Source organism: Ruegeria sp. H9 (assembly GCF_056532915.1).
The window spans coordinates 1,165,405-1,189,691 of record NZ_JBQFNX010000001.1; the positions used below are offsets into that span (position 1 = coordinate 1,165,405).

The 24,287-nt window shown below is 58.2% G+C and carries 30 protein-coding genes; 22 read left to right on the forward strand and 8 right to left on the reverse strand.

From position 1 onward, the window contains the following. Nucleotides 1-198: 198 nt before the first annotated feature. Nucleotides 199-774 carry a LabA-like NYN domain-containing protein gene (locus tag ACR0CZ_RS05540; protein WP_039541714.1) on the reverse strand — a complete coding sequence of 192 codons (576 nt, stop codon included), beginning with the start codon at nucleotides 772-774 and terminating at the stop codon, nucleotides 199-201. 126 nt (nucleotides 775-900) lie between these two features. On the opposite strand from ACR0CZ_RS05540, the gene folK reads away from it, so the two are divergent. The 15 genes from folK (at nucleotide 901) to ACR0CZ_RS05615 (ending at nucleotide 11,921) form a co-directional block, all read left to right on the forward strand. Further along, on the forward strand, nucleotides 901-1,482 hold the full coding sequence (gene folK, locus ACR0CZ_RS05545) for a 2-amino-4-hydroxy-6-hydroxymethyldihydropteridine diphosphokinase (RefSeq protein ID WP_480537030.1): 582 nt from the start codon (nucleotides 901-903) through the stop codon (nucleotides 1,480-1,482). Between the two features lie 94 nt (nucleotides 1,483-1,576). Beyond that, the gene (gene rpoZ, locus ACR0CZ_RS05550; RefSeq protein WP_010437681.1) at nucleotides 1,577-1,930 is read left to right on the forward strand and encodes a DNA-directed RNA polymerase subunit omega; all 354 of its coding nucleotides are present in this window, start codon (nucleotides 1,577-1,579) and stop codon (nucleotides 1,928-1,930) included. A gap of 25 nt (nucleotides 1,931-1,955) precedes the next feature. Next, on the forward strand, nucleotides 1,956-4,088 hold the full coding sequence (locus ACR0CZ_RS05555) for a RelA/SpoT family protein (RefSeq protein WP_170392619.1): 2,133 nt from the start codon (nucleotides 1,956-1,958) through the stop codon (nucleotides 4,086-4,088). Nucleotides 4,089-4,104: 16 nt separating this feature from the next. Next, nucleotides 4,105-4,803: a DUF2062 domain-containing protein gene (locus ACR0CZ_RS05560; RefSeq protein ID WP_170392618.1), complete on the forward strand. Its 699-nt coding sequence runs from the start codon at nucleotides 4,105-4,107 to the stop codon at nucleotides 4,801-4,803. Next, nucleotides 4,796-5,542 (forward strand): pyridoxine 5'-phosphate synthase, encoded by a 747-nt coding sequence (locus ACR0CZ_RS05565; RefSeq protein ID WP_170392617.1) that lies wholly within the window; start codon nucleotides 4,796-4,798, stop codon nucleotides 5,540-5,542. The genes ACR0CZ_RS05560 and ACR0CZ_RS05565 overlap by 8 nt, the downstream gene beginning before the upstream one ends. Further along, nucleotides 5,539-6,162, forward strand: coding sequence for a LysE family translocator (locus ACR0CZ_RS05570; RefSeq protein ID WP_170392616.1), 624 nt, complete (start codon nucleotides 5,539-5,541; stop codon nucleotides 6,160-6,162). The genes ACR0CZ_RS05565 and ACR0CZ_RS05570 overlap by 4 nt, the downstream gene beginning before the upstream one ends. 16 nt (nucleotides 6,163-6,178) lie before the next feature. Beyond that, complete coding sequence (locus tag ACR0CZ_RS05575; RefSeq protein ID WP_170392615.1) at nucleotides 6,179-6,505, forward strand: Dabb family protein; 327 nt, start codon at nucleotides 6,179-6,181, stop codon at nucleotides 6,503-6,505. A gap of 16 nt (nucleotides 6,506-6,521) precedes the next feature. After that, on the forward strand, nucleotides 6,522-7,499 hold the full coding sequence (locus tag ACR0CZ_RS05580; RefSeq protein WP_480537029.1) for an NADPH:quinone reductase: 978 nt from the start codon (nucleotides 6,522-6,524) through the stop codon (nucleotides 7,497-7,499). A gap of 1 nt (nucleotide 7,500) precedes the next feature. Next, a complete protein-coding gene (gene acpS / locus ACR0CZ_RS05585) occupies nucleotides 7,501-7,920 on the forward strand; it encodes a holo-ACP synthase (RefSeq protein ID WP_170392613.1) in 420 nt (139 codons plus the stop codon). A 59-nt stretch (nucleotides 7,921-7,979) separates the two neighbouring features. After that, nucleotides 7,980-8,819: a signal peptidase I gene (gene lepB, locus ACR0CZ_RS05590; RefSeq protein ID WP_170392612.1), complete on the forward strand. Its 840-nt coding sequence runs from the start codon at nucleotides 7,980-7,982 to the stop codon at nucleotides 8,817-8,819. After that, a complete protein-coding gene (gene rnc, locus ACR0CZ_RS05595) occupies nucleotides 8,816-9,493 on the forward strand; it encodes a ribonuclease III (protein ID WP_170392611.1) in 678 nt (225 codons plus the stop codon). The genes lepB and rnc overlap by 4 nt, the downstream gene beginning before the upstream one ends. Before the next feature lie 19 nt (nucleotides 9,494-9,512). Further along, a complete protein-coding gene (locus ACR0CZ_RS05600) occupies nucleotides 9,513-10,025 on the forward strand; it encodes a GNAT family N-acetyltransferase (protein WP_170392610.1) in 513 nt (170 codons plus the stop codon). A 168-nt stretch (nucleotides 10,026-10,193) separates the two neighbouring features. Then, complete coding sequence (gene era, locus ACR0CZ_RS05605) at nucleotides 10,194-11,102, forward strand: GTPase Era (protein WP_170392609.1); 909 nt, start codon at nucleotides 10,194-10,196, stop codon at nucleotides 11,100-11,102. 55 nt (nucleotides 11,103-11,157) lie between these two features. Continuing rightward, nucleotides 11,158-11,487 carry a DUF1491 family protein gene (locus ACR0CZ_RS05610; protein WP_170402292.1) on the forward strand — a complete coding sequence of 110 codons (330 nt, stop codon included), beginning with the start codon at nucleotides 11,158-11,160 and terminating at the stop codon, nucleotides 11,485-11,487. 110 nt (nucleotides 11,488-11,597) lie between these two features. Next, nucleotides 11,598-11,921: a SemiSWEET transporter gene (locus ACR0CZ_RS05615; protein ID WP_170392607.1), complete on the forward strand. Its 324-nt coding sequence runs from the start codon at nucleotides 11,598-11,600 to the stop codon at nucleotides 11,919-11,921. 9 nt (nucleotides 11,922-11,930) lie between these two features. Here the strand turns inward: ACR0CZ_RS05615 and ACR0CZ_RS05620 are convergent, their stop codons facing one another. Continuing rightward, nucleotides 11,931-12,320 (reverse strand): VOC family protein, encoded by a 390-nt coding sequence (locus ACR0CZ_RS05620; RefSeq protein WP_170402289.1) that lies wholly within the window; start codon nucleotides 12,318-12,320, stop codon nucleotides 11,931-11,933. Nucleotides 12,321-12,488: 168 nt separating this feature from the next. Here ACR0CZ_RS05620 and recO point away from each other — a divergent pair, with 168 nt between their 5' ends. Continuing rightward, complete coding sequence (gene recO / locus ACR0CZ_RS05625; RefSeq protein WP_170392605.1) at nucleotides 12,489-13,214, forward strand: DNA repair protein RecO; 726 nt, start codon at nucleotides 12,489-12,491, stop codon at nucleotides 13,212-13,214. On the opposite strand, the gene ACR0CZ_RS05630 is transcribed toward recO, so the two are convergent. From ACR0CZ_RS05630 to ACR0CZ_RS05640, 3 genes are all read right to left on the reverse strand, one after another. Continuing rightward, on the reverse strand, nucleotides 13,198-13,590 hold the full coding sequence (locus ACR0CZ_RS05630; RefSeq protein ID WP_170425223.1) for an META domain-containing protein: 393 nt from the start codon (nucleotides 13,588-13,590) through the stop codon (nucleotides 13,198-13,200). The two genes, recO and ACR0CZ_RS05630, sit on opposite strands and share 17 nt — an antisense overlap. A gap of 12 nt (nucleotides 13,591-13,602) precedes the next feature. Further along, the gene (locus ACR0CZ_RS05635; RefSeq protein WP_480537028.1) at nucleotides 13,603-14,145 is read right to left on the reverse strand and encodes a hypothetical protein; all 543 of its coding nucleotides are present in this window, start codon (nucleotides 14,143-14,145) and stop codon (nucleotides 13,603-13,605) included. Between the two features lie 216 nt (nucleotides 14,146-14,361). Then, nucleotides 14,362-16,053 carry an acyl-CoA dehydrogenase family protein gene (locus tag ACR0CZ_RS05640; RefSeq protein ID WP_480537027.1) on the reverse strand — a complete coding sequence of 564 codons (1,692 nt, stop codon included), beginning with the start codon at nucleotides 16,051-16,053 and terminating at the stop codon, nucleotides 14,362-14,364. 144 nt (nucleotides 16,054-16,197) lie between these two features. On the opposite strand from ACR0CZ_RS05640, the gene ACR0CZ_RS05645 reads away from it, so the two are divergent. Next, the gene (locus tag ACR0CZ_RS05645; protein ID WP_170392601.1) at nucleotides 16,198-16,962 is read left to right on the forward strand and encodes a sulfite exporter TauE/SafE family protein; all 765 of its coding nucleotides are present in this window, start codon (nucleotides 16,198-16,200) and stop codon (nucleotides 16,960-16,962) included. On the opposite strand, the gene ACR0CZ_RS05650 is transcribed toward ACR0CZ_RS05645, so the two are convergent. The 3 genes from ACR0CZ_RS05650 to ACR0CZ_RS05660 all read right to left on the reverse strand — a co-directional run bounded on the left by ACR0CZ_RS05650 (nucleotide 16,959) and on the right by ACR0CZ_RS05660 (nucleotide 19,745). Continuing rightward, nucleotides 16,959-17,501, reverse strand: coding sequence for a hypothetical protein (locus ACR0CZ_RS05650; RefSeq protein ID WP_255611805.1), 543 nt, complete (start codon nucleotides 17,499-17,501; stop codon nucleotides 16,959-16,961). The two genes, ACR0CZ_RS05645 and ACR0CZ_RS05650, sit on opposite strands and share 4 nt — an antisense overlap. 32 nt (nucleotides 17,502-17,533) lie before the next feature. Further along, nucleotides 17,534-17,824 (reverse strand): hypothetical protein, encoded by a 291-nt coding sequence (locus tag ACR0CZ_RS05655; protein WP_170392600.1) that lies wholly within the window; start codon nucleotides 17,822-17,824, stop codon nucleotides 17,534-17,536. Nucleotides 17,825-18,146: 322 nt separating this feature from the next. Continuing rightward, nucleotides 18,147-19,745, reverse strand: coding sequence for a phosphoenolpyruvate carboxykinase (locus tag ACR0CZ_RS05660; RefSeq protein WP_170392599.1), 1,599 nt, complete (start codon nucleotides 19,743-19,745; stop codon nucleotides 18,147-18,149). Between the two features lie 344 nt (nucleotides 19,746-20,089). Here ACR0CZ_RS05660 and ACR0CZ_RS05665 point away from each other — a divergent pair, with 344 nt between their 5' ends. The 5 genes from ACR0CZ_RS05665 to ACR0CZ_RS05685 are packed head-to-tail and all read left to right on the forward strand — an operon-like array spanning nucleotide 20,090 to nucleotide 24,277. After that, on the forward strand, nucleotides 20,090-20,794 hold the full coding sequence (locus tag ACR0CZ_RS05665; protein ID WP_170392598.1) for a response regulator transcription factor: 705 nt from the start codon (nucleotides 20,090-20,092) through the stop codon (nucleotides 20,792-20,794). A gap of 32 nt (nucleotides 20,795-20,826) precedes the next feature. Continuing rightward, nucleotides 20,827-22,536, forward strand: a complete 1,710-nt coding sequence (locus ACR0CZ_RS05670) for a sensor histidine kinase (RefSeq protein WP_170392597.1) — start codon at nucleotides 20,827-20,829, stop codon at nucleotides 22,534-22,536. 3 nt (nucleotides 22,537-22,539) lie between these two features. After that, nucleotides 22,540-23,010 (forward strand): phosphoenolpyruvate carboxykinase (ATP), encoded by a 471-nt coding sequence (locus ACR0CZ_RS05675; protein WP_170392596.1) that lies wholly within the window; start codon nucleotides 22,540-22,542, stop codon nucleotides 23,008-23,010. Beyond that, complete coding sequence (gene rapZ / locus ACR0CZ_RS05680; protein WP_170392595.1) at nucleotides 22,995-23,888, forward strand: RNase adapter RapZ; 894 nt, start codon at nucleotides 22,995-22,997, stop codon at nucleotides 23,886-23,888. The genes ACR0CZ_RS05675 and rapZ overlap by 16 nt, the downstream gene beginning before the upstream one ends. Next, nucleotides 23,885-24,277, forward strand: coding sequence for a PTS sugar transporter subunit IIA (locus tag ACR0CZ_RS05685; protein ID WP_170392594.1), 393 nt, complete (start codon nucleotides 23,885-23,887; stop codon nucleotides 24,275-24,277). The genes rapZ and ACR0CZ_RS05685 overlap by 4 nt, the downstream gene beginning before the upstream one ends. The last annotated feature ends 10 nt before the right edge of the window (nucleotides 24,278-24,287 follow it).

Consider the following 24,287-nt stretch of genomic DNA (forward strand, 5'->3'; position numbering starts at 1 on the left):
CGATCTCCTGGACCGAACACCTAGGTCTTTTCATTGCCATGGTCCAGACAGCACTGCGTCATTTCACTGACATGAATCGCTGTTAGCACAAGGGTGTTTTCAGCACCTATACCTTTAAAGTCGCGCGGCCAGGGCTTCTGGCCCTGGCCGCGCATATTCTTGCCAACCCCCATTGGTGGGTGGTGGGGTTTGGTGGGGTCAGTGCCCGCCTGCAGCTGCGACGCTGCGGGGTTCAGTCGGCATCTCGCGCGGAGGGCGGCCGATCACGTCGCGCAGGTCTTCCAGCTCAATGAAGTTATCGGCCTGGCGGCGCAGTTCGTCCGAAATCATCGGCGGCTGACTACGGATGGTCGAAACAACGGAAACACGTACGCCCTGCCGTTGCAGGCTTGCGATCAGCGGGCGGAAATCCCCATCGCCCGAAAACAGTACGATATGATCAACGCGTGGTGCCAGTTCCATGGCATCGACGGTAAGCTCGATATCCATGTTTCCCTTGACCTTCCGACGCCCCATGCTGTCGGTGTATTCCTTGGCCGGTTTGGTGACCATGGTGAAGCCATTATAGTGCAGCCAGTCCACCAGAGGCCGGATCGGGGAATACTCGTCATTTTCCAGTAGCGCTGTGTAGTAGAAAGCTCTAAGCAGTTTGCCTCTGCGCATAAATTCCTGACGCAGCAACTTGTAGTCGATGTCAAACCCCAGTGCTTTGGCGGCTGCATAAAGATTCGAGCCGTCGATGAACAGCGCTAGCCGTTCGTCCTTGTAAAACATAAAATGGTCCTTCCGGTATAAGCCACCGCACCGTGAGCTCCGTGAGTGATAAAGTAATAGGTCAGTGCAATGGTGTCCTTAAAATAGGTGTTTTAGGCTTTATCGCAAGTATTCTCTGGTCCGAATATGGGGTCTGAAGTGGACAAAACCTTGTCAAAAGCGGTCATTGCCCTAGGGGCAAATCTCAGTCTGAGAGGTTGTGGGCCCAAGGTGACACTTGAGCGGTCGCTGATCGCGATGGCCGAGGCGGGCTTGGTGATTCGCAAGACAAGCCGGTTTTTTGCCACCCCATGCTTTCCGGCAGGGGCAGGGCCGGACTATGTCAACGCAGCGGTTTTGATCGAATCGGACCTCACGCCACAGGGTGTTCTGGACCTGCTGCACCGCATCGAACATGATTTTGAGCGCGCCCGTGAACAGCGTTGGGGCATGCGCACTCTGGACCTCGATCTGGTCTGTTGGGATGAACTTGTGCTGCCGGATGACGCCGAATACCAGCGCTGGCTGACCCTTCCCCCCGAAGATCAGACCAAATCTGCGCCGGAACACCTTATCCTGCCCCATCCGCGCTTGCAGGACCGCGCTTTTGTGCTTGTTCCCATGTTGGATGTCGCCCCCGATTGGCGCCATCCCGTTCTGGACCGGACAGTGACGCAGATGGTTGCAGCCTTGCCGCCCGATGAGGTGGCAGAGGTCAAGCCTCTGTGATCCTCGCATTTGCGGCATTTCTTGCTTGTCAAGGCGGGGATTCGCGCTTAGATAAACCTCTTCCTGCCACGGATTCATTTACGGAGAGCGCCCCATGGCCCGCGTTACGGTCGAAGATTGTGTAGACAAGGTCCCGAACCGGTTCGAACTGGTGATGCTTGCAGCCCACCGGGCGCGCGAGATTTCTGCTGGTGGCCCGATCACCGTTGACCGCGATAACGACAAGAACCCTGTCGTCTCGCTACGCGAAATCGCCGACGAAACCCAAAGCGCTGATGAGCTGCGCGAGCGTCTGATCGAAGCCAACCAGACCCAGATCGAGGTTGATGAGCCCGAGGAAGATCAGATGGCCCTGCTGATGGGTGCGGAATCTGACAAGCCTGCGGATGACGACATGTCGGAAGAAAAGCTCCTGCGCGCTCTGATGGAGGCCCAGGGCCAGGGGTAACCCAAGCGACAAAGGTGCGGACCGGATGATTTCAGAAGAAGACCTGATTGCGCTGGTCCGCAATTACAATCCCAAGACAAATGCCGACCGCATCGAAAGGGCCTATGAATTTGGCCAACAGATGCATGAAGGCCAGTTCCGCCATTCCGGCGAGCCCTATTTCTCTCATCCCGTTGCCGTTGCCGCCATCCTGACCGAACAGCGTCTGGATGATGCGACCATTATAACGGCCCTGTTGCACGACACGATCGAAGACACCAAAGCCAGTTATGGCAAGGTTACCGAACTGTTCGGGGATGAGGTCGCCAAGCTGGTCGATGGCGTCACCAAGCTGACCAACCTGCAGCTGTCCAGCCGTGAGACCAAACAGGCCGAGAATTTCCGCAAGCTGTTCATGGCCATGTCCAAGGACCTTCGGGTTATTCTGGTCAAACTCGCCGACCGCCTGCACAACATGCGCACGATCAAGGCGATGCGCCCTGAAAAGCAGGTGCAAAAAGCGCGTGAGACAATGGATATTTACGCGCCGCTTGCGGGCCGCATGGGGATGCAATGGATGCGCGAGGAACTCGAAGACCTTGCCTTCCGCGTCCTGAACCCCGAAGGCCGCCAGTCGATTATTCGCCGCTTTATCACTCTGCAACGCGAAACCGGCGACGTGATCCATCGCATTACCGGCGACATGCGGCACGAATTGGAAAAGGCGGGCATTGAAGCCGAAGTCTTTGGCCGTGCCAAGAAACCCTATTCGATCTGGCGCAAGATGCAGGAAAAGGATCAGGGTTTCTCACGTCTGTCCGACATCTACGGGTTCCGCATCATCACCCAGACCGAAGAAGACTGCTATCGCACACTCGGTGCCATCCACCAGCGCTGGCGCGCGGTGCCAGGGCGATTCAAGGACTATATCAGCCAACCGAAATCGAACGGTTATCGTTCGATCCACACAACAGTTTCGGGGCGCGACGGCAAACGGGTCGAGGTCCAGATCCGCACCCGCCAGATGCACGATGTGGCCGAAACCGGCGTTGCAGCGCACTGGTCCTATCGCGACGGTGTGCGGTCCGAAAACCCCTTTGCGGTCGACCCGGCAAAGTGGATCGCAAACCTGACCGAGCAATTCGACAGCGAGGATGATCATGAGGATTTCCTCGAAGCTGTGAAGCTCGAGATGTATTCGGACCAGGTGTTCTGCTTCACCCCCAAGGGCGATGTGGTGAAACTGCCGCGTGGGGCGACGCCGATTGATTTTGCTTACGCAATCCATACCCGCATTGGTCATGCCTGCGTGGGGGCCAAGGTCGATGGCATTCGTGTGCCGCTCTGGACCCGGCTCAAGAACGGTCAATCGGTGGACATCATCACCGCCGATGGCCAGAGCCCGCAGGTCACTTGGCTTGAGATCGCAGTTACCGGCAAAGCCCGCACCTCGATCCGCCGCGCCTTGCGCGAGGTCGACCGGGAACGCTTCATCAAGCTGGGTAAGGAACTGGCCCGCGCCGGGTTCGAAAACCTGGGCCGCAAAGCCACCGACAAGGCGCTGGAAACCGCTGCCAAACACCTGCGTTTAAAAGATCGGGACGAGTTGCTGGCCCGTCTGGGCAGTGCCGAGTTGACCGCCCATGAGGTGGTCGAAGCGGTATATCCCGAACTCACCAAGGATGATGGCGACGCGATCTCGCCCCGCCGTGCTGTGATCGGGCTTGAACCGGGCCAGAAATTCGATCGTGCCCCCTGTTGCCAGCCACTGCCAGGCGAGCGCATCGTCGGAATTACATATCGCGGCAAGGGTGTTGTCGTGCACGCCATCGACTGCGATCGCCTGACCGAGTTTGAAAATGAACCCGAGCGCTGGGTTGATCTGCACTGGCATTCGGGCACCCACCCCGCCGTCTATGGCGCGACGCTGGATTTGACCATCGGCAATGATGCCGGGGTGCTGGGGCGTATTTGCACATTGATCGGCGAGAAAAAGGCCAATATCTCGAACCTCGAATTTGTCGACCGCAAACCGGATTTTTATCGGCTGATGATCAATGTCGAACTTCGCGATCTTGAACAGCTGCATTCGCTGATGCTGATGCTCGAGGCTGAAAGCGACGTTGCTGCGGTCGAACGGTACCGGGAAAGTGCGAAACCCGCCGTTGCGGCTGGCTGAGAAGGGGTGATCACGAGTGGTTTTCAAGCGCCGAGATCGCCGCTCGCCTGTCCAAGTCGCGTCAGAGTTCGTCTATCCGCGCGGCGGATGGACCCGTGCCTTTCACTATGTCAAACATCGGGTTCGGCGCCTGCCTGACAGCCCGGAACGCATCGCGCGTGGCATCGGGGCAGGGGTGTTTGCCTCGTTTACGCCTTTCTATGGCTTGCATTTCCTGGTCGCCGCCGTGCTGGCGCGGCTGCTGAACGGCAACATTCTTGCCGCGCTCAGCGGCACGTTCTTTGGCAATCCCCTGACCTATGTGCCGATCGCGGTCATCAGCCTGCAAACCGGGCATTTCCTGCTAGGGACCAAGTTCCGCAAAGACGATACCGATGGGTTGATGGGGAAATTTGCGGATGCGATGGGCGATCTCAAGGACAATTGCATCGCCATGTTCACCCATCGCGAGGCGGACTGGCACGGGCTTAGCCGGTTCTATGACGATGTGTTCTTTCCTTATATGATCGGCGGCGTCATTCCAGGCATCGTGGCCGGAGTGATCTGCGCCTATCTTAGCCTGCCGCTTATCCGTACTTATCAGCAACGCCGCCGCGCCAGAATCAAAGCGAAGTTTGAACAAATCAAACGCCTTGCTCAGGCAGAGGCTGACGTTCCCCCGACAAAACCACTAGGCTCGACCTCAGGGACAATGAAGGATTCGAAAGATGTCTGACAACCGTTTGCGTCTGGGCGTGAATATCGACCACGTAGCCACCGTGCGGAATGCGCGCGGCGGGGCCTATCCGGACCCACTACGCGCCGCCCGGATCGCGGAAGAGGCCGGGGCCGACGGCATCACAGCACATCTGCGCGAAGATCGCCGCCACATCTCGGACGCCGATATCGACGGGTTGATGGAGATCCTGTCGGTGCCGCTGAACTTCGAGATGGCCGCAACGGACGAGATGCAGAAAATCGCCCTGCGCCACAAGCCGCACGCTGTCTGCATCGTTCCCGAAAAGCGCGAGGAACGCACAACCGAGGGAGGGTTAGAAGTCGCGCGCGAGGAAAATAAGCTGGCCCATTTCATTGCGCCCTTGCGCGATGTGGGCTGCCGCGTGTCCATCTTTATCGCCGCCGACCAGCGCCAGATCGACGCCGCCCACCGCATTGGGGCCGAGGTGATCGAACTGCACACCGGTGCCTATTGCGATTTCCACGCCGAAGGCAAACTGGACGACGCCGCGCGCGAACTGGAAGCCCTGCGCGAGATGTCCGCCTATGCCCATTCGCTGGGTCTTGAAGTTCATGCGGGTCACGGGCTGACTTACGACACCGTACAACCGGTGGCAGCCTTCCCTGAAGTGCGAGAGCTGAATATCGGCCACTTCCTGATCGGCGAGGCCATCTTTCGCGGCCTCACCCCGGCGGTTCACGAAATGCGCCGCCTGATGGACGAGGCGCGGGCATGATCACACCCGGTTTTGTGGCGATCTGGTTTGCATGGCTCATGGCCGGGGGCTCTCCGGGCCCTGCCACCATGGGCATCGCCGGAACCGCCATGAACGAAGGCCGCACCGCCGGTCTGGCCTTTGCGCTGGGCATCTGCGCCGGGTCCGCCGCGTGGGGCATCGCCGCCGCACTGGGGCTGTCGGCGATCATGCTGGCCAATGTCTGGGTGTTCGAGGTGATCCGCTATATCGGCGTCGCTTATCTGGGCTGGCTGGCGCTCAAGGCGCTACGTCGCGCGCTGACTTCGGATGAGGTCGCGCTGGGCAATCCGGTCACCGGCTCATTGGGCACGATATTTGCCAAGGGTGCAGCGATCCACCTGACCAACCCCAAGGCGATCCTCAGCTGGGGCTCGATCTACGCCATCGTTGCGCCAAATGACGCCAGCCTTGCTATGCTGCTGGGTTATTTCGCCATGCTCTATGCGGGTTCACTGCTGATCTTCATCGGCTACGCCTTCCTGTTTTCGTCTGCGCGCATGGTCAACGCCTATCGCCGCACCCGCCGATGGTTTGATTTTGCCTTCGCGGGTTTCTTTGGCGTGGCCAGCTACAAGATCCTCACGGTGCGCCTGTCATGACCTCTGAGGTGCAAGGATGATCCGACATTGCGTGATGCTGCGACTCAAGCCTGATCACGACACCGCAGAGCTTGCCGCTGTGATGGATGGGCTGGGCGTGGTCGCAGACCGTTTGTCTGGCTGCGGTGGCTTCATCCACGGCCCCAACCGCGATTTTGAGGCAAAATCCCCAAGCTATCCCTACGGCTTCACGCTGGATTTCGCGGCTCAGGCCGACCTACAGCGCTACGCCAGTGACGAAACCCACCAGCAACTTGGCGCACGGCTTGTCGCGCTGTGCGTGGATGGGGCCGAGGGCGTCTTGGTGTTCGATCTGGAAACGCCCGACGCGGCTGACCAATAGGAGACGAGGGACTGTCATGAAAGCAATCACCTATCGCGGATTTGGTGCGGCGGCGGATGTCCTTGAGTTGGTCGACCTGCCCACGCCCAACCCCGGCCCGGGCGACGTTCTTGTCCGGGTCCACGCCAGCGGCATCAACCCCTCAGACGTCAAGCTGCGCGGCGGCGCGCGCCCTGGCGCTGTGATGCAATACCCTATGGTTGTTCCCCACTCGGACGGGGCCGGAGTGATTGAGGCCGTAGGCGAAGGGGTCGATCCCGCGCGCGTCGGCGAACGTGTCTGGATCTGGAACGGCCAATGGCAACGCGCTTTTGGCACTGGGGCCGAATACATCGCGCTACCCTCCGAACAGACCGTATTCCTTCCAGATACGACCGGCTTCGCCGAGGGCGCGTGTTTTGGTATCCCCGCCTTGACTGCATGGTACGCGCTCTATTGTGACGGACCGATCACTGACCAGACTGTGCTTGTGACCGGCGGCGCAGGCACGGTCGGACGCTACGCCTGCCAGATGACCGCACTGGGCGGCGCACGCGTTATCACAACGGTCAGTTCAGATGAAAAAGCCGCCCATTCGGGCGCGTCCGAATGGATCAACTACCGCACGCAAGACGTGGCCGAGGCGGCGATGGACATGACCAACGGCGCAGGCATAGACCGCATTGTCGAAGTTGATTTCGCCGCCAACCAACCCGCTTCCCTTTCTATGATCCGCCCTGGTGGCACCATCGCCAGCTATGCCTCGGCTTCGCAAATGAAGCCCGAACTGGATTTCTATGGCTTCATGTTCAAGAACATCCGCCTGCATATGCTGATCGTCTACCAACTCGACGCCGCGGCCCGCCGTCGCGGCGAGGCGCAGTTGGGCCAGTGGCTGGAACAAGGCGCACTGTCCCACGCCGTCGTCCCTGGCGGAGGGCTGATGGATGCGGCAAATGCACACGTAATGGTCGAGGCGGGGCAAAAGCTCGGGACCGTTGTGTTGGAGGTCTGACATGATCCTCGGCATCGGCACCGACCTCGCAAATATTGATCGCATTCAGGGCACGCTCGACCGGTTCGGCGACCGCTTCCGTAACCGTGTCTTCACTGAAACCGAACAGCGCAAGGCTGAGCGTCGCGCCGATACTGCGGGCACCTACGCCAAACGCTGGGCCGCGAAAGAGGCGTGCTCGAAGGCGTTAGGCACCGGCCTGCGGATGGGGATCGCTTGGAAAGATATGGCGGTGACCAACCTGCGCACGGGTCAGCCCGTTATGCATGTCACCGGCTGGGCCGCCGAGCGTCTGAAAGAAATGACTCCCGAAGGCCACGAGGCGATCATTCACGTCACCCTGACCGATGATCATCCCTGGGCGCAGGCCTTTGTGGTGATCGAGGCCCGTCCGCTTCAAGAAGCGCCCGCGCAGCCTTGACTTGCCTCCACCCGACACGCATGTAGCACCCCAACCACGCATAGACTGGAGAGAGCAGTATGGCCGAGGAAGCCAAATCCGGAAACGCCGTCTGGGAGACGATCAAAACTATCGTCTACGCCCTGCTGATCGCGGGCGTTTTCCGCACGCTTTTCTTTCAGCCGTTCTGGATTCCCTCAGGCTCCATGAAGCAGACGCTGCTGATCGGTGATTTCCTCTTCGTCAATAAGATGGCCTATGGCTATTCCTACGCGTCCTGCCCTAGCCTGATCATCCCCAGCGTCGGCCTGAACATCGATGCCGAGGATGTGTGCGGTTGGATGCAGGGTGATGACAACTCCCGTCTGCTGGGTGGCGATCCCGAGCGGGGCGATGTCATCGTCTTCCGCCATCCGGTAACAGGGCGCGACTATATCAAGCGACTGATCGGCCTGCCGGGTGATCGTATCCAGATTCGTGAAGGTCAAATCATCCTCAACGACACTCCTGTGCCGCAGCAACCCGATGGTGTGTTCACCGAAGTTGCTGAACCGCAGGGCCCACAAGGCCTGCGCCCGCGCTGTTCCAACGGTCCCGTCGGGATCGGCGGTGTTTGCGAAAAGAACCGCCTGATCGAGACCCTGCCAAATGGCGTGTCCTACGACGTGCTGAACATCGGCAATCAGGGATCGGACAATACCGGGGTCTATACTGTACCCGAGGGCCACTATTTCTTCATGGGCGACAACCGCGACAACTCGGCCGACAGCCGCTTGCCGCAATCCGCCGGTGGCGTGGGCTATGTTCCTTACGAAAACCTGATCGGTCGCGCCGACCGGATCATGTTCTCCTCCGCTGGCCGGTCCATGCTGTTCTTCTGGACATGGCGCGGTGACCGCTTCTTCAAGGCGGTCAATTGAAGCTATCGGCTGAGATAAAGGCGTTCCAGCAACGCTTGGGGTATGAGTTTTCCGACCCTGAACTGCTGGTGCGTGCGCTGACCCACGGCTCGGTGTCCTCTGCCACGCGCCCCGACAATCAGCGTCTTGAATTTTTGGGCGACCGCGTCCTGGGTCTCGTCATGGCCACTGCTTTGCTTGAGGCCGACAAGAAAGCTTCCGAAGGCCAACTGGCCCCCCGTTTCAACGCGCTGGTGCGCAAGGAAGCCTGCGCCGATGTGGCCCGCCAGATTGATCTGGGTGCGGTGCTGAAACTGGGCCGGTCCGAGATGCTGTCCGGAGGTCGTCGCAAGCAGGCCTTGCTGGGCGACGCGATGGAGGCGGTCATCGCGGCCATCTACCGCGACGCAGGATTCGAGGCTGCCCGAGACGTGATCCTCGCCCTCTGGGGCGATCGCATCCACAAGGTCGAGGCCGACGCCCGCGATGCAAAAACCGCCCTGCAGGAATGGGCACAGGCCCGCGGCCAGAAACCACCCAGCTATGTCGAGGTCAAACGCACCGGCCCTGACCATGCCCCGATCTTCACGATCGCCGCTCGTCTGCAAAATGGTACCGAAGCTCAGGCCACCGCAGGCTCCAAGCGACAGGCCGAACAGGCAGCGGCAAAGGCTCTGTTGGAACAGTTGTCTTGATCCGTTTTGCGGCCAGATCATGAAGATCAGACCCGCCCAAAAAACCGACGCCGCCAGCCTTGCGGCCCTGTCGATTGAGGTCTGGATCGGAACCTACCTAAAGCGTGGTGTGAATTCCTTCTTTGCCGAATTCGCACTGTCCGAATTCACAACCGCCCGGTTCGAAGCCATATTGGACGACGGCCAAGATCTCTTGATGGTTTCTGAAAACGAAGACGGGATCGACGGCTATATTCGGCTTGCGGAAAGTCGCGCCGCACCTGTGGACGGGCTTTCTGACCTAGAAATCGTGACGTTCTACGTCCAGCACCGCCATCAAGGTAAAGGCATCGGCTCAGCGCTGCTCGATATCGCGATTGACTACATGCGTGAAAAAGGGCGCCCGTCGATTTGGCTGACAACCAATTCCGAGAACACGCCCGCAATCGACTTCTATCTAGCCAAAGGGTTCCGGCAGGTCGGAGTCACAGATTTTCGGATCGGGGACCAAGCCTATCCGAACCAAGTTCTGGCGTTGAACACTACAACCTGATCGCGCGATCAAGCCCGGCCAATGCCGGCACCGGCCGACCGGGCAGCGTCGCCTTAAGGGCCGCAGACTGGCCTTCGCTCACAGATATCCGCGATGCGACAAATCCCTCTGGCCCGTCCGCGCATTCTGCTATAGGGGTGCGCACTTGCAAACAGGATCGCAGGACACATGAGCACACGCGCCGGATTTATCGCCCTGATCGGAGAGCCCAACGCAGGCAAATCCACCCTTCTGAACCGCATGGTCGGAGCCAAGGTCTCGATCGTGACGCATAAGGTGCAAACCACCCGTGCTCGTATCCGTGGCGTGGCGATGGAGGGCGATGCGCAACTGGTCTTTGTGGATACGCCGGGCCTCTTCAAACCACGCCGCCGTCTGGACCGTGCCATGGTCGCCGCCGCTTGGGGCGGGGCTGCGGATGCGGATGTGGTCGTGCTGATGATCGAGGCGCATCGCGGTATCACCGAAGGTGTCGAACGCATCCTCGAAGGCCTCGAAGAGATCGGGCAGGGCCGCACCATCGCACTTGCGATCAACAAGATCGACAAGGTGCCCTCGGAAAAGCTGCTGGCGCTGACCAGTGACCTGAATGCGCGTTATCCCTTTGCCGAGACCTTCATGATCTCGGCCGAAAAAGGCCACGGTGTCGACGACCTGCGCAAATGGCTGGCCTCGGAACTGCCCGAGGGCCCGTGGCTCTATCCAGAAGACCAGATTGCGGATCTGCCTCTGCGCATGATCGCGGCTGAGATGACGCGCGAGAAACTGACTCTGCGCCTGCATCAGGAACTGCCCTACCAGCTGACCGTCGAGACCGAGAACTGGGAAGAGCGCAAGGACGGCTCGGCCAAGATCGATCAGGTCATCTATGTTATGCGTGATGGCCACAAAGGGATTGTGCTAGGCAAACGTGGTGAGACCATAAAGGCCGTCAGTCAGGCGGCGCGTGCCGAGCTGGAAGAGTTTTTGGACCGCAAGATTCACCTGTTCTTGCAGGTGAAAGTCCGGCCAAACTGGCTGGAGGAGTCCGAGCGCTACTCGGAAATGGGTCTGGATTTCAAAGACGGCAACGCATGACCCGGGCCAAGAATTTTCGTCGAAAATTCTCAACCCCTACGGAAAGGTCAGAACCATGACCCGGCTGACGGCTGAATTCTGGGTGCATGCCTATCTGGCGCGGCTGCGGTTTCAGGAAATACCGGCTTTTGTTGTGGCGCATGGGGATGACACCGCTGGGGCGGTGCTTATCAAACTCAACACACTCAACGGGCGGGCCGCAGCCTTTCAGCGCAGTTTTGATCTGATGAGTGGCGAGCGCAAATGGGTGGAGCTCTCATCCGGAGAAGAGGCAGACGTAGATGCCGCCATCACCCGCCAACGCAGTTTTGACCCCGACCTTTGGGTGATCGAAGTGGAAGACCGCCAAGGCAGGCACCTGCTGGGTGAAGAAGGTCTGGACTAACCCGCGCCAAATGATCTTGGACGTGCGGCGCAAAGCGACTATTTTGCTTTGCAACCGGCTGAATGAAACGGCCCAATCTTCCGGGGGCCGCAGGAACAGGAGGGGGTTGAGTGGCTGAAACGCTTGCCCAGAAACTGGAAAACTCAAATCTCGGTCACTGGATGCAGCGGTTCGAGGGGTTCATGGTCTTCATCGGCGTCGTTGGCCCCTTCGCCACGCTTCCACAACTGATCAAGCTTTATTTCACCCACTCCGAACATGCGACCGGACAGTCGCTGCTGTCCTGGTCTCTGTATGCTGGGCTGTCGTTTTTGTGGTTCGCCTATGGGCTGGTGGTGGGCAAGTTGCCCATCTATGTGGGCAACGGTATCTCAATGGTGCTGAACCTGCTGATGGTTATCGGCATTCTGATTCACGCAGGTATGACGTTCTAGGGCGCGCGATCAGCCTGCATCGCTAAAATAGACAAAGCTCATCTTGTTGCCATCAGGATCGCGCGCATAAGCGCCATAGAAGTTCGGGCCATATTGAGGTCGATCTCCGGGATCACCTTCATTTGTTCCGCCATTGGCAAGAGCCTCGGCATGCACCTCGCGAACTTCCGCTTCACTTTCGCAAAGCAAGCCAACCATGTTGCCGTTTCCAACCGTCGCGGCCTCTTTGTCAAAGGGCGTCGCGACCCACATGGACCCACCGCCCCGCAGCTCGTAACAAACAGCGTGGGGCATATATTCAGCAATAACCTTGCCGCCGATTTTGGGCACAACCGCATCGTAAAAGCTTCGCGCTTTGACGACATCATTTGAACCGATCATGACATAGTTAAGTGACATTTCTTAAATTCCTCCGTGCAGAACATAAAGTGAACACTATTGCGTGAACAGATGTCACGCAACGTGTTTTTGGTGTTCCACAGGGTCAACCTAACGCGTTTCCATCTTGAACCTGCAACGGCCATAAGATTTCCTGCGTATATATCTGGTGACCTGACGAGGCCAAACTTGGACTGGCGTGATCACGGCATTCTTCTGACTTCTCGCCGTCATGGTGAGACAGCGGCGATCATCGAGGTCTTTACCGAAGCCCATGGTCGTCACGCCGGAATTGTGCGCGGTGGCACCAGCCGCAAGATCGCCCCGATCCTGCAACCCGGCGCGCAACTGGACGTGCTTTGGCGCGCGCGGCTCGAAGAACATCTTGGCACCTTTCAGGTCGAACCCCTGCGTTCGCGCGCTGCAGCGGCGTTTTCAGGGCGGCTGGCGCTCGCCGGATTAAATGCGGTGGTGGCGCTGCTGTCCTTTTGCCTGCCCGAACGCGAGCCTCATCCGGCGATCTATCAGCAAACAGAACAGTTGATGGACCTGCTGGGTCAGGATGAGGTCTGGCCACTGGCCTATCTGCGCTGGGAACTGGCGCTGCTGGAAGAGCTGGGCTTTGGCTTGGATCTTTCGGCCTGCGCAGTGACAGGGGCGACCGAGGGGTTGGTCTATGTCTCTCCGAAAACCGGCCGCGCGGTCAGTGCGGCGGGGGCAGGGGACTGGGCCGATAAGCTGCTGCCTTTGCCCCCCTGCCTGCGCGGCGAAGGCGCGGCTCCGGATACCGAGATTGCTGAAGCCTTGCGCACGACCGGGTATTTTCTGGAAAACCATCTGGCTCCGTCGCTGGGTCATACGCCTTTGCCGGACGCACGCGCGCGATTTGTGGCGCAGTTTACTCGGCGGCTTTGAACACCATCTCGTGCCCGTCTTCATTGCGCAGGATCAGCACATCGCCGGACACCTCGGACTGGGTCATCGCCATCAGTGCGGCGAAATAAAACCCCTCGGCTTCAAGCCCGGCGCAAGCCGCGCGGGTGGCGGCAAGATCGGTGATCTCAAACCACGGGTAGGGTGCATTCAGTGTACCTGAATAGGTGTTGCACGGGGCATTGCCCTCAATCCGACCCTCTTCGGGGAATCGCAAAAGGGCGCTGGCCTCAAAAGGCTGCCCGTCGATCTCTTGCAAAGCCCATGTCTGATCCGCTGCGCCATAGGCGGCGACAGTCTCATCCTTGTCGCATTGGAACAGGGTTAAAAGGGGCAGGAACAAGGCCATACGTAACATCGCAATATCCTGTCAGTAGGGGTTCACACCGCTGATTAACTCTTCGCGCACTTCAAGGCGGGGGCGCCAGTTGTATTTGGTGTCCTCGCGCACCTGATCCCAATAAAGCACCCCGCTGTTGCGCCACGGGTCAAGGATGATGCCTTCATACATTGAATCTCCCTTAGCGCTGATCAGAGCCGAATGGTGGATGATCCGGAACGCAGTTGGAGGCGACGTGGCCCAGTGTAGGTCCAGCGTGCGAAAGTTCTCTTGCTTCAAACGCGTGGTCATGGCCTGCGCCCAATCATTGCACAGACCTTTTTCGCGAAATCCGTTGATGACCTTTGCGTTGTGGATGATGGCTGGATCGGTGACGTTCCAGTCCTGTTTCAGTTGATTGGAATAGGCAAAAGATATCTCGGCTGCACGCCGCGCCTCGGCAGGGTCAACCTTGGGGTCAAGCTGCTGGATCGCTTGTGCCAACTGGTCCACATCATCGGGCCCGGTGTTTGGTGCCATGGCGCATCCGGCAAGGGCCATGCAGGTGGCCAAAACTGCGATGATGATCTTCACGCTCGATTCTCCTCTGGCCAGCTTGGGCGCTGGGTTTGGTTGACGCCCTTTACCCGATTTCTGCGCTCGATCCGAGGGGGAAGTTTCGCCCATTAAGCCCTGAAACCGAGTTGTACAACTCGGAAGAAATAGGCCTGAAGGTCCGTACAACACGGAAGAAAAAGAAAACCCGGCGCAAGGCCGGGTTCAGTTGGGGAAACCGCGTCGCTTCGGGCGTCAGCCCAGCAATCGACGCGCGATGACTTGCGCCTGTATTTCTGCGGCGCCTTCAAAGATATTTAGGATGCGCGCGTCACAAAGCACGCGGCTAATTTTGTATTCCAGAGCGAAGCCGTTTCCGCCATGAATCTGCAGCCCGTTATCCGCCGCAGCCCAAGCAACTCGAGCGCCCAGCAGCTTGGCCATCCCGGCCTCAAGGTCGCAACGTTGACCGTGATCTTTTTCCCAAGCAGAATAATAAGTTAGCTGTCGCGCGATCATGATCTCGACCGCCATCATCGCCAGCTTGCCCGAGACGCGAGGGAAATTGATCAGAGATTTGCCGAACTGCTTGCGGTCTTGTGCATATTGCATGGCAATGTCCAAAGCACTCTGCGCTACGCCGATGGCGCGGGCAGCCGTTTGGATGCGGGCAGACTCGAAGGTTTCCATTAACTGCTTGAAACCTTTGCCTTCTTCGCCGCCCAGCAGGTTTTCGCCCTTCACTTCGAAGCCGTCAAATCCCAGCTCGTATTCCTTCATGCCACGATAACCCAACACCTCAATCTCACCACCAGTCATGCCGGGCGTGGGGAAGGGGTTCTCGTCGGTTCCAGGTGTCTTTTCAGCCAGGAACATGGACAGCCCACGGTGATCGGTACTGTCGGGATTAGTCCGCGCCAACAAGGTCATCACATGGGTGCGCGCCGCGTGCGTGATCCATGTTTTATTTCCTGTTATCTTATAGTTACCATCTTCACCCTTGACGGCCCGCGTGCGCAGGCTGCCCAAATCCGATCCGGTATTGGGTTCAGTGAAAACAGCGGTTGGCAGGATCTCGGCGCTGGCCAGTTTTGGCAGCCAGTTGGCCTTTTGTTCATCCGTACCGCCCGCGATGATCAGTTCTGCGGCGATTTCGGACCGTGTGCCCAGAGAACCCACACCGATGTACCCGCGCGAAAGCTCTTCCGAGACCACACACATTGAGGCTTTGGATAGGCCGAACCCGCCGAATTCTTCGGGGATGGTCAGACCGAACACGCCCATCTCGGCCAGTTCCTCGATAATCTCGATTGGGATCAGTTCGTCCTTCAGGTGCCATTCGTGGGCATTAGGCTCAACCTTTTCAACGGCATAGCGGCGAAACTGGTCTCGGATCATCTCCAGTTCTTCGTCCAGACCAGACGCACCAAACATGGTGGCACCGGACTGGTCCTGCATCAACTCAACCAGACGCGTGCGCGCGGCCTGAGAGTTGGCTTGCGACATCAGTGTCTGCACTTCGCTGCATTGGAATCCCGACAGAGCATCCCAGCCAAGGCCAAGATCCTGCAAACGTACAACCTCGCCCTGGTTCATCGGAATACCACCGGCGATCTGATGCAAGTATTCCCCAAAGGCGATCTGATGCAACAGCTGCTCCATCTCGCCGAATTTTCCCTCGGCCTGAAGCGCCTCGGCCCAGCGCTGCATCTGCTGCAGCGACTGGTGGTATGTGGCCAGCCAAGCCAGCCCATGTGCGGCTGTCTGATTGGCCTCGATCAGTGCGCCCGATATTCGCCCTTCGCTAGTCACCTGCGCGCGAACCGATTCGACCGCCTTATCGAACACCGCTTGAACGCCGGGCAGGGCGGCTGCGCTGAGTGTTAGAAGATCGGGCAAAACCGCTGGCTGCGTCATGTTCGTCACATCCTGTCCGTCATGGGCCATGAATCACGTCCTCTGCTGGGTTGTCTGGTCATATCATGCTGCACATGCAGCGCAACAAAAATACGCAAATCATCCATAAAAAGTTCAAAAATTGCTTAGTGACTTTTGCAGTGCAGAAATTTTTTGGACTGGTATGAAGGGTCGATGGGACTGTTTTCACTTATGTCGCCGCAGGATTTCTGTCTGGCTTTGGTCGTTGCCTTCGTCGCGGGCTGGGTCAAAGGCATGGTCGGTTTTGCCATGCCAATGGTGCTTGTTTCTGGTCTTAGCATGATGCTGCCGCCTGAGCTGGCGCTGGCAGGTCTAATCTTGCCCACGCTGGTGACCAATGGGGTGCAGGCCTTGCGGGAAGGTTTACCTGCGGCGGCGGCGTCAGTTCGAAAGTTCAAGGTATTTCTGAGCGTTGGACTGGTCTGTCTATTGGCCAGCGCGCAGCTGATCAACATCTTGTCGCCCAAGGCATTTCTGCTGATCTTAGGCGCACCAGTTTCGTTCTTCGCTCTGATGCAACTACTGGGGCTGAAACTGACGCTGCAAGCGCCCTCAATGCGGGTTGAGGCTATGGTGGGTGCGGTGGCCGGTGCTGTCGGCGGCATCTCGGGCGTGTGGGGACCACCAACCGTGGCCTATCTGACAGCCTTGAATACACCGAAGAAGGATCAGATGCGGGTACAGGGCGTGATATACGGTCTGGGCGCCGTGGCGCTTATTGTGGCGCATCTGGGTTCGGGTATTCTAAGGACTGACACAGCGGTGTTCTCAGCGCTGCTGATTATCCCTGCCTTGGTGGGAATGCGCGGGGGTCAGTTTCTGCAGGATCGTATCGATCAGGCACAGTTCCGCAAACTCACTCTGCTTGTACTGCTGATTGCAGGGCTGAACCTGCTGCGCAGGGGTCTTTTGGGTTAATTGCGTCTTTCAGCAAATCGAAAGGCGAAATAGAGGCCCAACATTAGGAAAAAAAGACCTGAGATATCACCGATCAGATAGGCGATATACTCGGCCGTTGCGCTGCCGAAGGCCATGTTGGTGAGAACGGACACCAATACCGATGTGATGATTCCAACGCCCATCACGCACAGCCAGCATGGCTTCCGATCGACGCGCGGAAACAAATCCCAGCCCAACGCCTTGCAGACATAAAAAACCGCTGGAACTGTGGTGACCGCGATAGTGATCGCCAGCAATCTGCTGGGCAGAAGAACATCCCAACCGCCCACAAGGGCAAAGACGATGGCAACGCCGGGCAACAGTGCGAATATCGCCCTCCATCCCAATAACCAAGCCGACAGAACCCGCACGCCGTGCGGCAGGAACAATAAGCTGGCATAGCTGGGGTATGCGGGAAAAAACACGTTCTGAAGCGGCATCAGCACCTGGAATGTTAGGAACGATGCAGCGACATAGGCCAAAGAGGCATAGAATGTTTCAGAGGCCCATCTGCGCACGAGGTCAGCCGATTACAGATCTGGGGTGGCGATCACCTGGGCGCATGAACCAGATACCGTCCGCGATTGGCGCTACCGCTTTGCGACAGATAACCCTTTTGAACCAGAGATTTCAGCGCGCGGAAAAATGTCGGGCGAGATACGCTTTTGACCAGCGTGTGTTCGATCAGACCAAAGGTGCGTACTTCACGATCATCTTTCGACAGTTCTTCGGCGGCATAGTAGATGTCGCGCTCAACCGGTGAGAGTTCTTCCAGCCCAAGAGTGCGCTCCATGCTTTGCATCAGTTTGCGCAGTTCGGTGAGTTTTGAGATTTCAGTCATTACTTGCCTATAGTTTCCGTGACGGACCGAGGCAGTTCGAAAGGCTGACCTTTTGAACACATCACGCCGACACCCATCCCCGTGTAGAAATAATCATTACCTTGTTGAACGGCCCGAGACATGATGTGAGTAAGCTAGCCCGGATCGCCCGATGTTCAAATTTAACAGAAGCCGCTGCCAAAGGACGCCGGGCTTCGAAGCGTCTTGGGTAAATTGCGATAGCGCATGTTGCACGTTATCGCAATGAACTTGTCTGTGTGCACACAAGGTGCCGAAGCGTAAGCTTTGGTGGGTCAGGGGCCATGATGGCCCCTGAATTCGATCAACCGATCGCGACAGCTTTGATGTCTTCGTCGATGAAGGGCAGGTACTGCTCGAAGTTTTCCGCGAACATGTGCACCAGCTTTTCCGCCTGTCTGTCGAACGCTTCCTGATCGTCCCAGGTGCGGCGCGGATCCAGCAAGACCTCGGGCACACCAGGGACAGAGACCGGCACATCGAAGCCGAAATTGGCGTCCTTGCGGAATTCCGCATCAGTCAGTGATCCTTCCAGCGCAGCCGTCAGCAGCGCGCGGGTGGCCTTGATTGGCATGCGACTGCCCACGCCGTAGGCACCTCCAGTCCAGCCGGTGTTGACCAACCAGCAGGTCGCACCATGCTGAGCAATCTTATCGCGTAGAAGGTTGCCATAAGCCTCGGGGCGGCGTGGCATAAAGGGCGCGCCAAAGCAGGTCGAGAAGGTGGGCTGCGGTTCGGTCACGCCACGTTCGGTCCCGGCGACCTTCGAGGTAAAGCCGGAAAGGAAGTGATACATCGCCTGCGCAGGCGTCAACCGCGCGATCGGAGGCAGAACGCCGAACGCATCGCAGGTCAACATGATGATGTTCTTAGGGTGCCCGCCCAATGCAGTTTTCGACGCGTTGGAGATGTATTCCAACGGGTAGGCGCAGCGCATATTCGCGGTCAGCGAGTCGTCGTTGAAATCCAGCTCTTTGGTCTCGGGATCAAAAACCATGTTCTCGATCACAGTGCCAAATTTCGAGGTGGTGGCGTAGATTTCTGGTTCGGCTTCGGCGTTCAGGTTGATGGTCTTGGCATAGCAACCACCTTCAAAGTTGAAGGTGCCTCGATCCGACCAACCGTGTTCGTCATCACCGATCAAGGTGCGCGACGGGTCGGCGGACAGGGTGGTCTTGCCGGTGCCGGACAGGCCGAAGAACACAGCAGTGTCGACCGGGTTGCCAACCGCGTGGTTAGCCGAGCAGTGCATCGGCATCACGCCTTTTTCGGGCAGCATGTAGTTCAGCAGGGTGAAGACGGACTTCTTGTTCTCGCCGGCGTATTCGGTGCCGCCGATCAGGATCAGCTTGCGATCAAAGTTCAGTGCAATCACCGTTTCGCTGCGGCAGCCATGCTTTTTGGGGTCCGCCTGGAAGCTGGGACAGTTGATGATAGTAAAGTCAGCCGTGAAATCATCCAGATCCTCACGATCCGGGCGGCGCAGCAGGTGGCGGATGAACAGGTTGTGCCACGCCAGCTCGGTTACCATGCGCACATTGATCGAGTAGCTGGGATCAGCCCCGCCCACGAGGTCCTGAACGAAGTAGTCGCGGCCTTTCATATGGGTCAGCATATCTTCATAGAGCGCGTCAAAACCTTCAGGGCTCATGGCGGCGTTGTTTTCCCACCAGATGCTGTCGGCAACACTGTCTGTCTTGACGACATGCTTGTCCTTGGGCGAGCGGCCAGTGAATTTGCCGGTGGTGACCAGAAAGGCGCCGCCATTGCCAAGGGTGCCTTCGCCGCGCTTCAGCGCTTCTTCGATCAGCGCCGGTTCCATGAAGTTGTAATAGACATTGCCCAGACCCTCGATGCCCTGATCTTCGAGGCGGAATTGCGGGTTAACCCGTCCAGATGTCATGTGTGTCTTCTCCTGTGGCGGCGCGAGGGCCTTGGGCCGGGTGCACCATTGGGGCGGATACCGGAAAGAGCCGGCGGTCAAGCGCCTCTTATCACGGTATTTTGGGACATGAACAGGAGGGTTGGGGGTAGTTAGCGCAACCAAGTTGAGGTTTAGCGCCATCACGATTTGTCTGCCGTAAATCAAGGCAGCTATTTGGGCGCAGCAAGGCAAATTTGCCGCATACCTGCCGCAAGAATGGCACGATTCGAGGTTACGAGTTGATTCGGTGGCTCAAAACCGCCAACAATGCCTTACAAAAAAGCGTATTATTGCGCGAGTGAGCAGGAATAGGGGTGAACCCGATGTCAAAGATTGCACTGGTGGACGACGACAGAAATATCCTGACGTCTGTGTCCATGACACTCGAAGCCGAAGGGTTTGAGGTCGAAACATACAACGATGGTCAGGCTGCGCTGGACGCTTTCAACAAAAAGCTGCCAGACATGGCCGTACTGGATATCAAGATGCCGCGGATGGACGGCATGGATCTGCTGCAAAGGCTGCGGCAGAAAACCCAGATGCCCGTGATTTTTCTGACCTCCAAAGATGACGAGATTGACGAGGTTCTGGGTCTGCGCATGGGTGCAGATGACTACGTCAAGAAGCCGTTCTCTCAGCGGCTGCTGGTCGAACGGATTCGCGCCTTGTTGCGCCGTCAGGAAGCGGTCGATGGTGATGTGACCAACGCGGCCTCGGGCGATACAAAAGTGATGGAGCGGGGCGAGCTTCGGATGGATCCGCTGCGCCACGCAGTCAGCTGGAAAGGCAATGATGTCTCGCTGACAGTTACCGAGTTTCTGCTGCTGCAGGCCTTGGCGCAACGTCCGGGCTTTGTCAAAAGCCGCGATCAGCTGATGGATGTCGCTTATGATGATCAGGTCTACGTGGATGACCGGACCATTGACAGCCATATCAAGCGTCTGCGTAAGAAGATGCGCGCCGCCGATCCCGAGTTTTCGGCGATAGAAACGCTGTACGGTATCGGGTATCGTTACAACGAAGAATAGGCGCGGCCGTTTTATCAAGCCGAAGGGGTCTCGTGCGCGATACTGAACAAGCCAACCAAGTGCACGACGCAGACGTCGTTCTTGGGGATGACTGGGTCATCCCCCAAGACCCTGATGCTGCCGAGCTACAGGCCAAGCGTTCGCGACGAAACCTGTTTTCTATGCGCTATTCGCCCCTGGCGCGCAGGATCATCACCTTCAACCTCATTGCCCTTGTCATTTTGGTGGCAGGGCTGCTGTATCTGGACGACACGCGAAAAGAACGGGTTCAACAAACCGCGCAGAACCTGGTCGGTGATGCGCAACTTGTCAGCAACGTTTTTGAAACCCAGCTGCGTCAACCCTCTGCCAATGGTGCAGGCACATTGGATGTCCGTGATACGCTAGCGGGTCTCAGCTTGCCCGAAGGCGGCGAGGTTTTTGTTTATGACGGCACGGGCACTCTGATCGGTTGGACACGCGGGGCGTCCATGGCCGACAAATTGCCCAGCCTTTTGCATCAGGACGCCGATAGCGCCACTGGAAGCACTTTGATCAGCGACGCATTGAATGCGGTTTGGAATGGTGTGTCTGCGGTCTTTAGCGGTTCTTCCGAAAGCGAGGCTCCGACGCTGGCGCAACGGGTGCAGGAAATGATCCCGCAGGCGCTGAACGGCGGATTGCAAGTACAGGCCGTGCACGACGATAAAGGCAAGACGGTGATTGTCGCCGTGGCCCCGATCCTATTGGACGATACGCCTGTGGGTGCCGTTGCTATGGCGGGCCCGGCGGGCGAGATCGATGCGCTGGCCCGCAAGGAGCAAGAGCGGATCCTGCAGATGTTTGTGGTGGCACTGCTGGTCTCGATCGGTCTGAGCCTCGTTTTGGCCTCAACGATTGCCAATCCTCTTGCTGATCTGGCCGCCGCTGCCGAGATGGGCAAGGACCGCGGAGCCGGAGTGAACCCCGGACGTATCCGCATCCCGGATCTCAGTGCGCGCCCGGATGAAATCGGCCGTCTGAGCCAGGCTTTGCGCGGGATGGTCACGGCGCTTTATAACCGCATTGACGCGAACGAACAATTTGCGGCCGATGTCGCGCATGAGATCAAGAACCCGTTGGCCAGCCTGCAATCCGCCGTGGGCACCATGCGCATGGTCAAACGCGATGATCAGCGCGAAAAGCTATTGGGCGTGATTGAGCATGATGTGCGGCGATTGGATCGACTAGTCAGCGATATCTCGAACGCATCGCGGCTGGACGCGGAACTGGTGAAAGAAGAAGAGCAGCCCTTTGACCTGCTCAATCTGCTTGGGAACATAAGCCAGTTTCTGGGTGAAGATGCCCGTTCGAAAGGCATCGAATATATCACAGACCTTCCCTCGGACCCCATCGTGGTCAACGGGCTCGAGGCGCGTCTGGCGCAGGTCTTTGTCAACCTGATCACCAATGCGATTTCGTTCTGCGAGGACAAAGACGCCATCCGGGTCTGGGTCCGCCGTCGTGACAACCGCGTGCTCGTGGTGGTTGAAGACACCGGTCCCGGCATTCCTGATCAGGCGCTGACCAAGATCTTCAAGCGTTTCTACTCCGAACGCCCCGAAGAGCATTTCGGCAACAATTCGGGCCTTGGATTGGCGATTTCGAAACAAATCGTCGAGGCGCATGGTGGTGTGATCTGGGCAGAAAACATCCGTCCGACCGAAGCCGATATCACCTCGGACCCGCTTGGTGCACGGTTTGTTGTCGGGCTTCCCGTCTAGGTTATGAGCACCACCCCACTTTCTGAGATAGCGGATCAAGGGTCGGCCTGCATTCATGGGACCTGTATTGCGGTTCAGGAAAAGGGCTTATTGATCATTGGCGCCTCGGGTACGGGCAAATCTTCTTTGGCGCTACAGATGATGGCGCTTGGGGCACAGCTTGTCGCGGATGACCGGGTCGAATTGACTGGACAGGCCGATCACGTGATGGCAGCTGGACTTCCGCAGATCCGCGGCCTGATTGAAGCGCGCGGCATCGGGTTACTGCGAGCTGAAGCCGCGAGGCCGGTCCGATTGGCATTTGTTGTGGATATGGACCAACCCGAGCCCGCGCGATTACCTGAACCCGCTGAAATTCTTGTGTTGAAGCAAACTGTTCCCTTGCTTCGGGGGGCTGGCGTGCCCAATTTGGCTGCAGGACTTATTCAACTTGTGAAAATGGGGCGCGTAGCCCCGGAATGGCCGAATACATGACAGCACAACAGCGCGTCGTTCTGATAACAGGTCCTTCCGGTGCAGGGCGATCGACCGCAATTCATGTGCTTGAAGATCTGGGGTTCGAGGCGATTGACAACCTGCCGATGGGGTTGCTGGCTCGCCTCGTCGACAATTCGGAGCCTGCGCGCCCAATGGCTTTGGGTATCGACGCGCGCAACCGCGATTTTTCAACCACCGGGTTTATCGAACTTGCCGCCAAACTGGGCCGGATGGAGAATGTCGACCTGACGATCCTCTATCTGGATTGCCGGGACGAGGTGCTGCTGCGTCGCTTCTCGGAGACCCGCCGCCGTCACCCGGTTGCGACTGATGCCAGCCCGGAAACCGGCATTTGTCAGGAAAAGGAACTGTTAGCCCCAATTCGCGAGTTTGCCGACACGCTGATCGACACCAGCGCGTTGAATGTGCATCAGCTGCGGGAAGAGGTCGAACGCTGGTTCGCCCCAAAGGGCGGGCGGCATCTGGCGGTGTCGATCGAATCCTTCTCGTACAAGCGGGGCTTGCCGCGCGGTCTGGACATGGTGTTCGATTGCCGGTTTCTGGCCAATCCATACTGGCGGCCTGAACTGAGGGATGCGGATGGTCGAAACGCGGATGTGGCGGCCTATGTTCAATCAGATGCAAACTATGGCGTCTTCTTTGACCGGGTGGTCGACCTGCTGATCGAACTGCTTCCGGCCTTCCGTGAGGAAGGCAAAGCGCACCTTTCAGTTGCATTTGGGTGCACCGGAGGGCAACACCGCTCGGTCGCGGTGGCTGAAGCAGTTGCAAAGGCCCTTGCAGAAGGGGGGCAGCAGGTGGCAATTAGGCATCGCGAAATGGAACGACGCGCGTTGAATGTGAGGCCGGAGTGATCGGGATCGTTATTGTTGCACATGGTGGGTTGGCTCAGGAGTATCTTGCGGCCACGCAGCATGTGGTTGGAAAGCAACCCGGACTGGTGGCCATCCCGATAGAAGCCGACCATGATCGCGAAGCGAAACAAGTTGAAATCTGCCGCGCGGCGGACGAGGTCGATATGGGCGATGGCGTCGTTGTGGTGACCGATCTGTTTGGCGGCAGCCCCTCGAATCTGAGCCTGCGCGCATGTGCGCCACAAGACCGGCGAATCCTTTACGGGGCCAACCTTCCCATGCTGATCAAACTGGCCAAAAGTCGCCACTTGCCACTGGCCGAGGCCGTGCGTTTGGCTTTGGAAGCTGGACGAAAGTACATCAATGCGCAAAATGTGACATTGGATTGACACCGGATAG

What these genes read in the sequence shown, in the direction of transcription:
- acpS (WP_170392613.1), top strand. Translation starts at nt 7,501, where the DNA reads ATGATCCTCGGCATCGGCACCGACCTCGCAAATATTGATCGCATTCAG.
- ACR0CZ_RS05575 (WP_170392615.1), top strand. Translation starts at nt 6,179, where the DNA reads ATGATCCGACATTGCGTGATGCTGCGACTCAAGCCTGATCACGACACC.
- ACR0CZ_RS05620 (WP_170402289.1), bottom strand. Translation starts at nt 12,320, where the DNA reads ATGTCACTTAACTATGTCATGATCGGTTCAAATGATGTCGTCAAAGCG.
- rapZ (WP_170392595.1), top strand. Translation starts at nt 22,995, where the DNA reads ATGGCCGAATACATGACAGCACAACAGCGCGTCGTTCTGATAACAGGT.
- ACR0CZ_RS05675 (WP_170392596.1), top strand. Translation starts at nt 22,540, where the DNA reads ATGAGCACCACCCCACTTTCTGAGATAGCGGATCAAGGGTCGGCCTGC.
- lepB (WP_170392612.1), top strand. Translation starts at nt 7,980, where the DNA reads ATGGCCGAGGAAGCCAAATCCGGAAACGCCGTCTGGGAGACGATCAAA.
- ACR0CZ_RS05665 (WP_170392598.1), top strand. Translation starts at nt 20,090, where the DNA reads ATGTCAAAGATTGCACTGGTGGACGACGACAGAAATATCCTGACGTCT.
- ACR0CZ_RS05655 (WP_170392600.1), bottom strand. Translation starts at nt 17,824, where the DNA reads ATGACTGAAATCTCAAAACTCACCGAACTGCGCAAACTGATGCAAAGC.
- ACR0CZ_RS05555 (WP_170392619.1), top strand. Translation starts at nt 1,956, where the DNA reads ATGATTTCAGAAGAAGACCTGATTGCGCTGGTCCGCAATTACAATCCC.
- era (WP_170392609.1), top strand. Translation starts at nt 10,194, where the DNA reads ATGAGCACACGCGCCGGATTTATCGCCCTGATCGGAGAGCCCAACGCA.
- ACR0CZ_RS05580 (WP_480537029.1), top strand. Translation starts at nt 6,522, where the DNA reads ATGAAAGCAATCACCTATCGCGGATTTGGTGCGGCGGCGGATGTCCTT.
- folK (WP_480537030.1), top strand. Translation starts at nt 901, where the DNA reads ATGGGGTCTGAAGTGGACAAAACCTTGTCAAAAGCGGTCATTGCCCTA.
- ACR0CZ_RS05630 (WP_170425223.1), bottom strand. Translation starts at nt 13,590, where the DNA reads ATGTTACGTATGGCCTTGTTCCTGCCCCTTTTAACCCTGTTCCAATGC.
- ACR0CZ_RS05640 (WP_480537027.1), bottom strand. Translation starts at nt 16,053, where the DNA reads ATGGCCCATGACGGACAGGATGTGACGAACATGACGCAGCCAGCGGTT.
- ACR0CZ_RS05610 (WP_170402292.1), top strand. Translation starts at nt 11,158, where the DNA reads ATGACCCGGCTGACGGCTGAATTCTGGGTGCATGCCTATCTGGCGCGG.
- rpoZ (WP_010437681.1), top strand. Translation starts at nt 1,577, where the DNA reads ATGGCCCGCGTTACGGTCGAAGATTGTGTAGACAAGGTCCCGAACCGG.
- ACR0CZ_RS05600 (WP_170392610.1), top strand. Translation starts at nt 9,513, where the DNA reads ATGAAGATCAGACCCGCCCAAAAAACCGACGCCGCCAGCCTTGCGGCC.
- ACR0CZ_RS05570 (WP_170392616.1), top strand. Translation starts at nt 5,539, where the DNA reads ATGATCACACCCGGTTTTGTGGCGATCTGGTTTGCATGGCTCATGGCC.
- ACR0CZ_RS05660 (WP_170392599.1), bottom strand. Translation starts at nt 19,745, where the DNA reads ATGACATCTGGACGGGTTAACCCGCAATTCCGCCTCGAAGATCAGGGC.
- ACR0CZ_RS05540 (WP_039541714.1), bottom strand. Translation starts at nt 774, where the DNA reads ATGTTTTACAAGGACGAACGGCTAGCGCTGTTCATCGACGGCTCGAAT.
- ACR0CZ_RS05645 (WP_170392601.1), top strand. Translation starts at nt 16,198, where the DNA reads ATGGGACTGTTTTCACTTATGTCGCCGCAGGATTTCTGTCTGGCTTTG.
- ACR0CZ_RS05565 (WP_170392617.1), top strand. Translation starts at nt 4,796, where the DNA reads ATGTCTGACAACCGTTTGCGTCTGGGCGTGAATATCGACCACGTAGCC.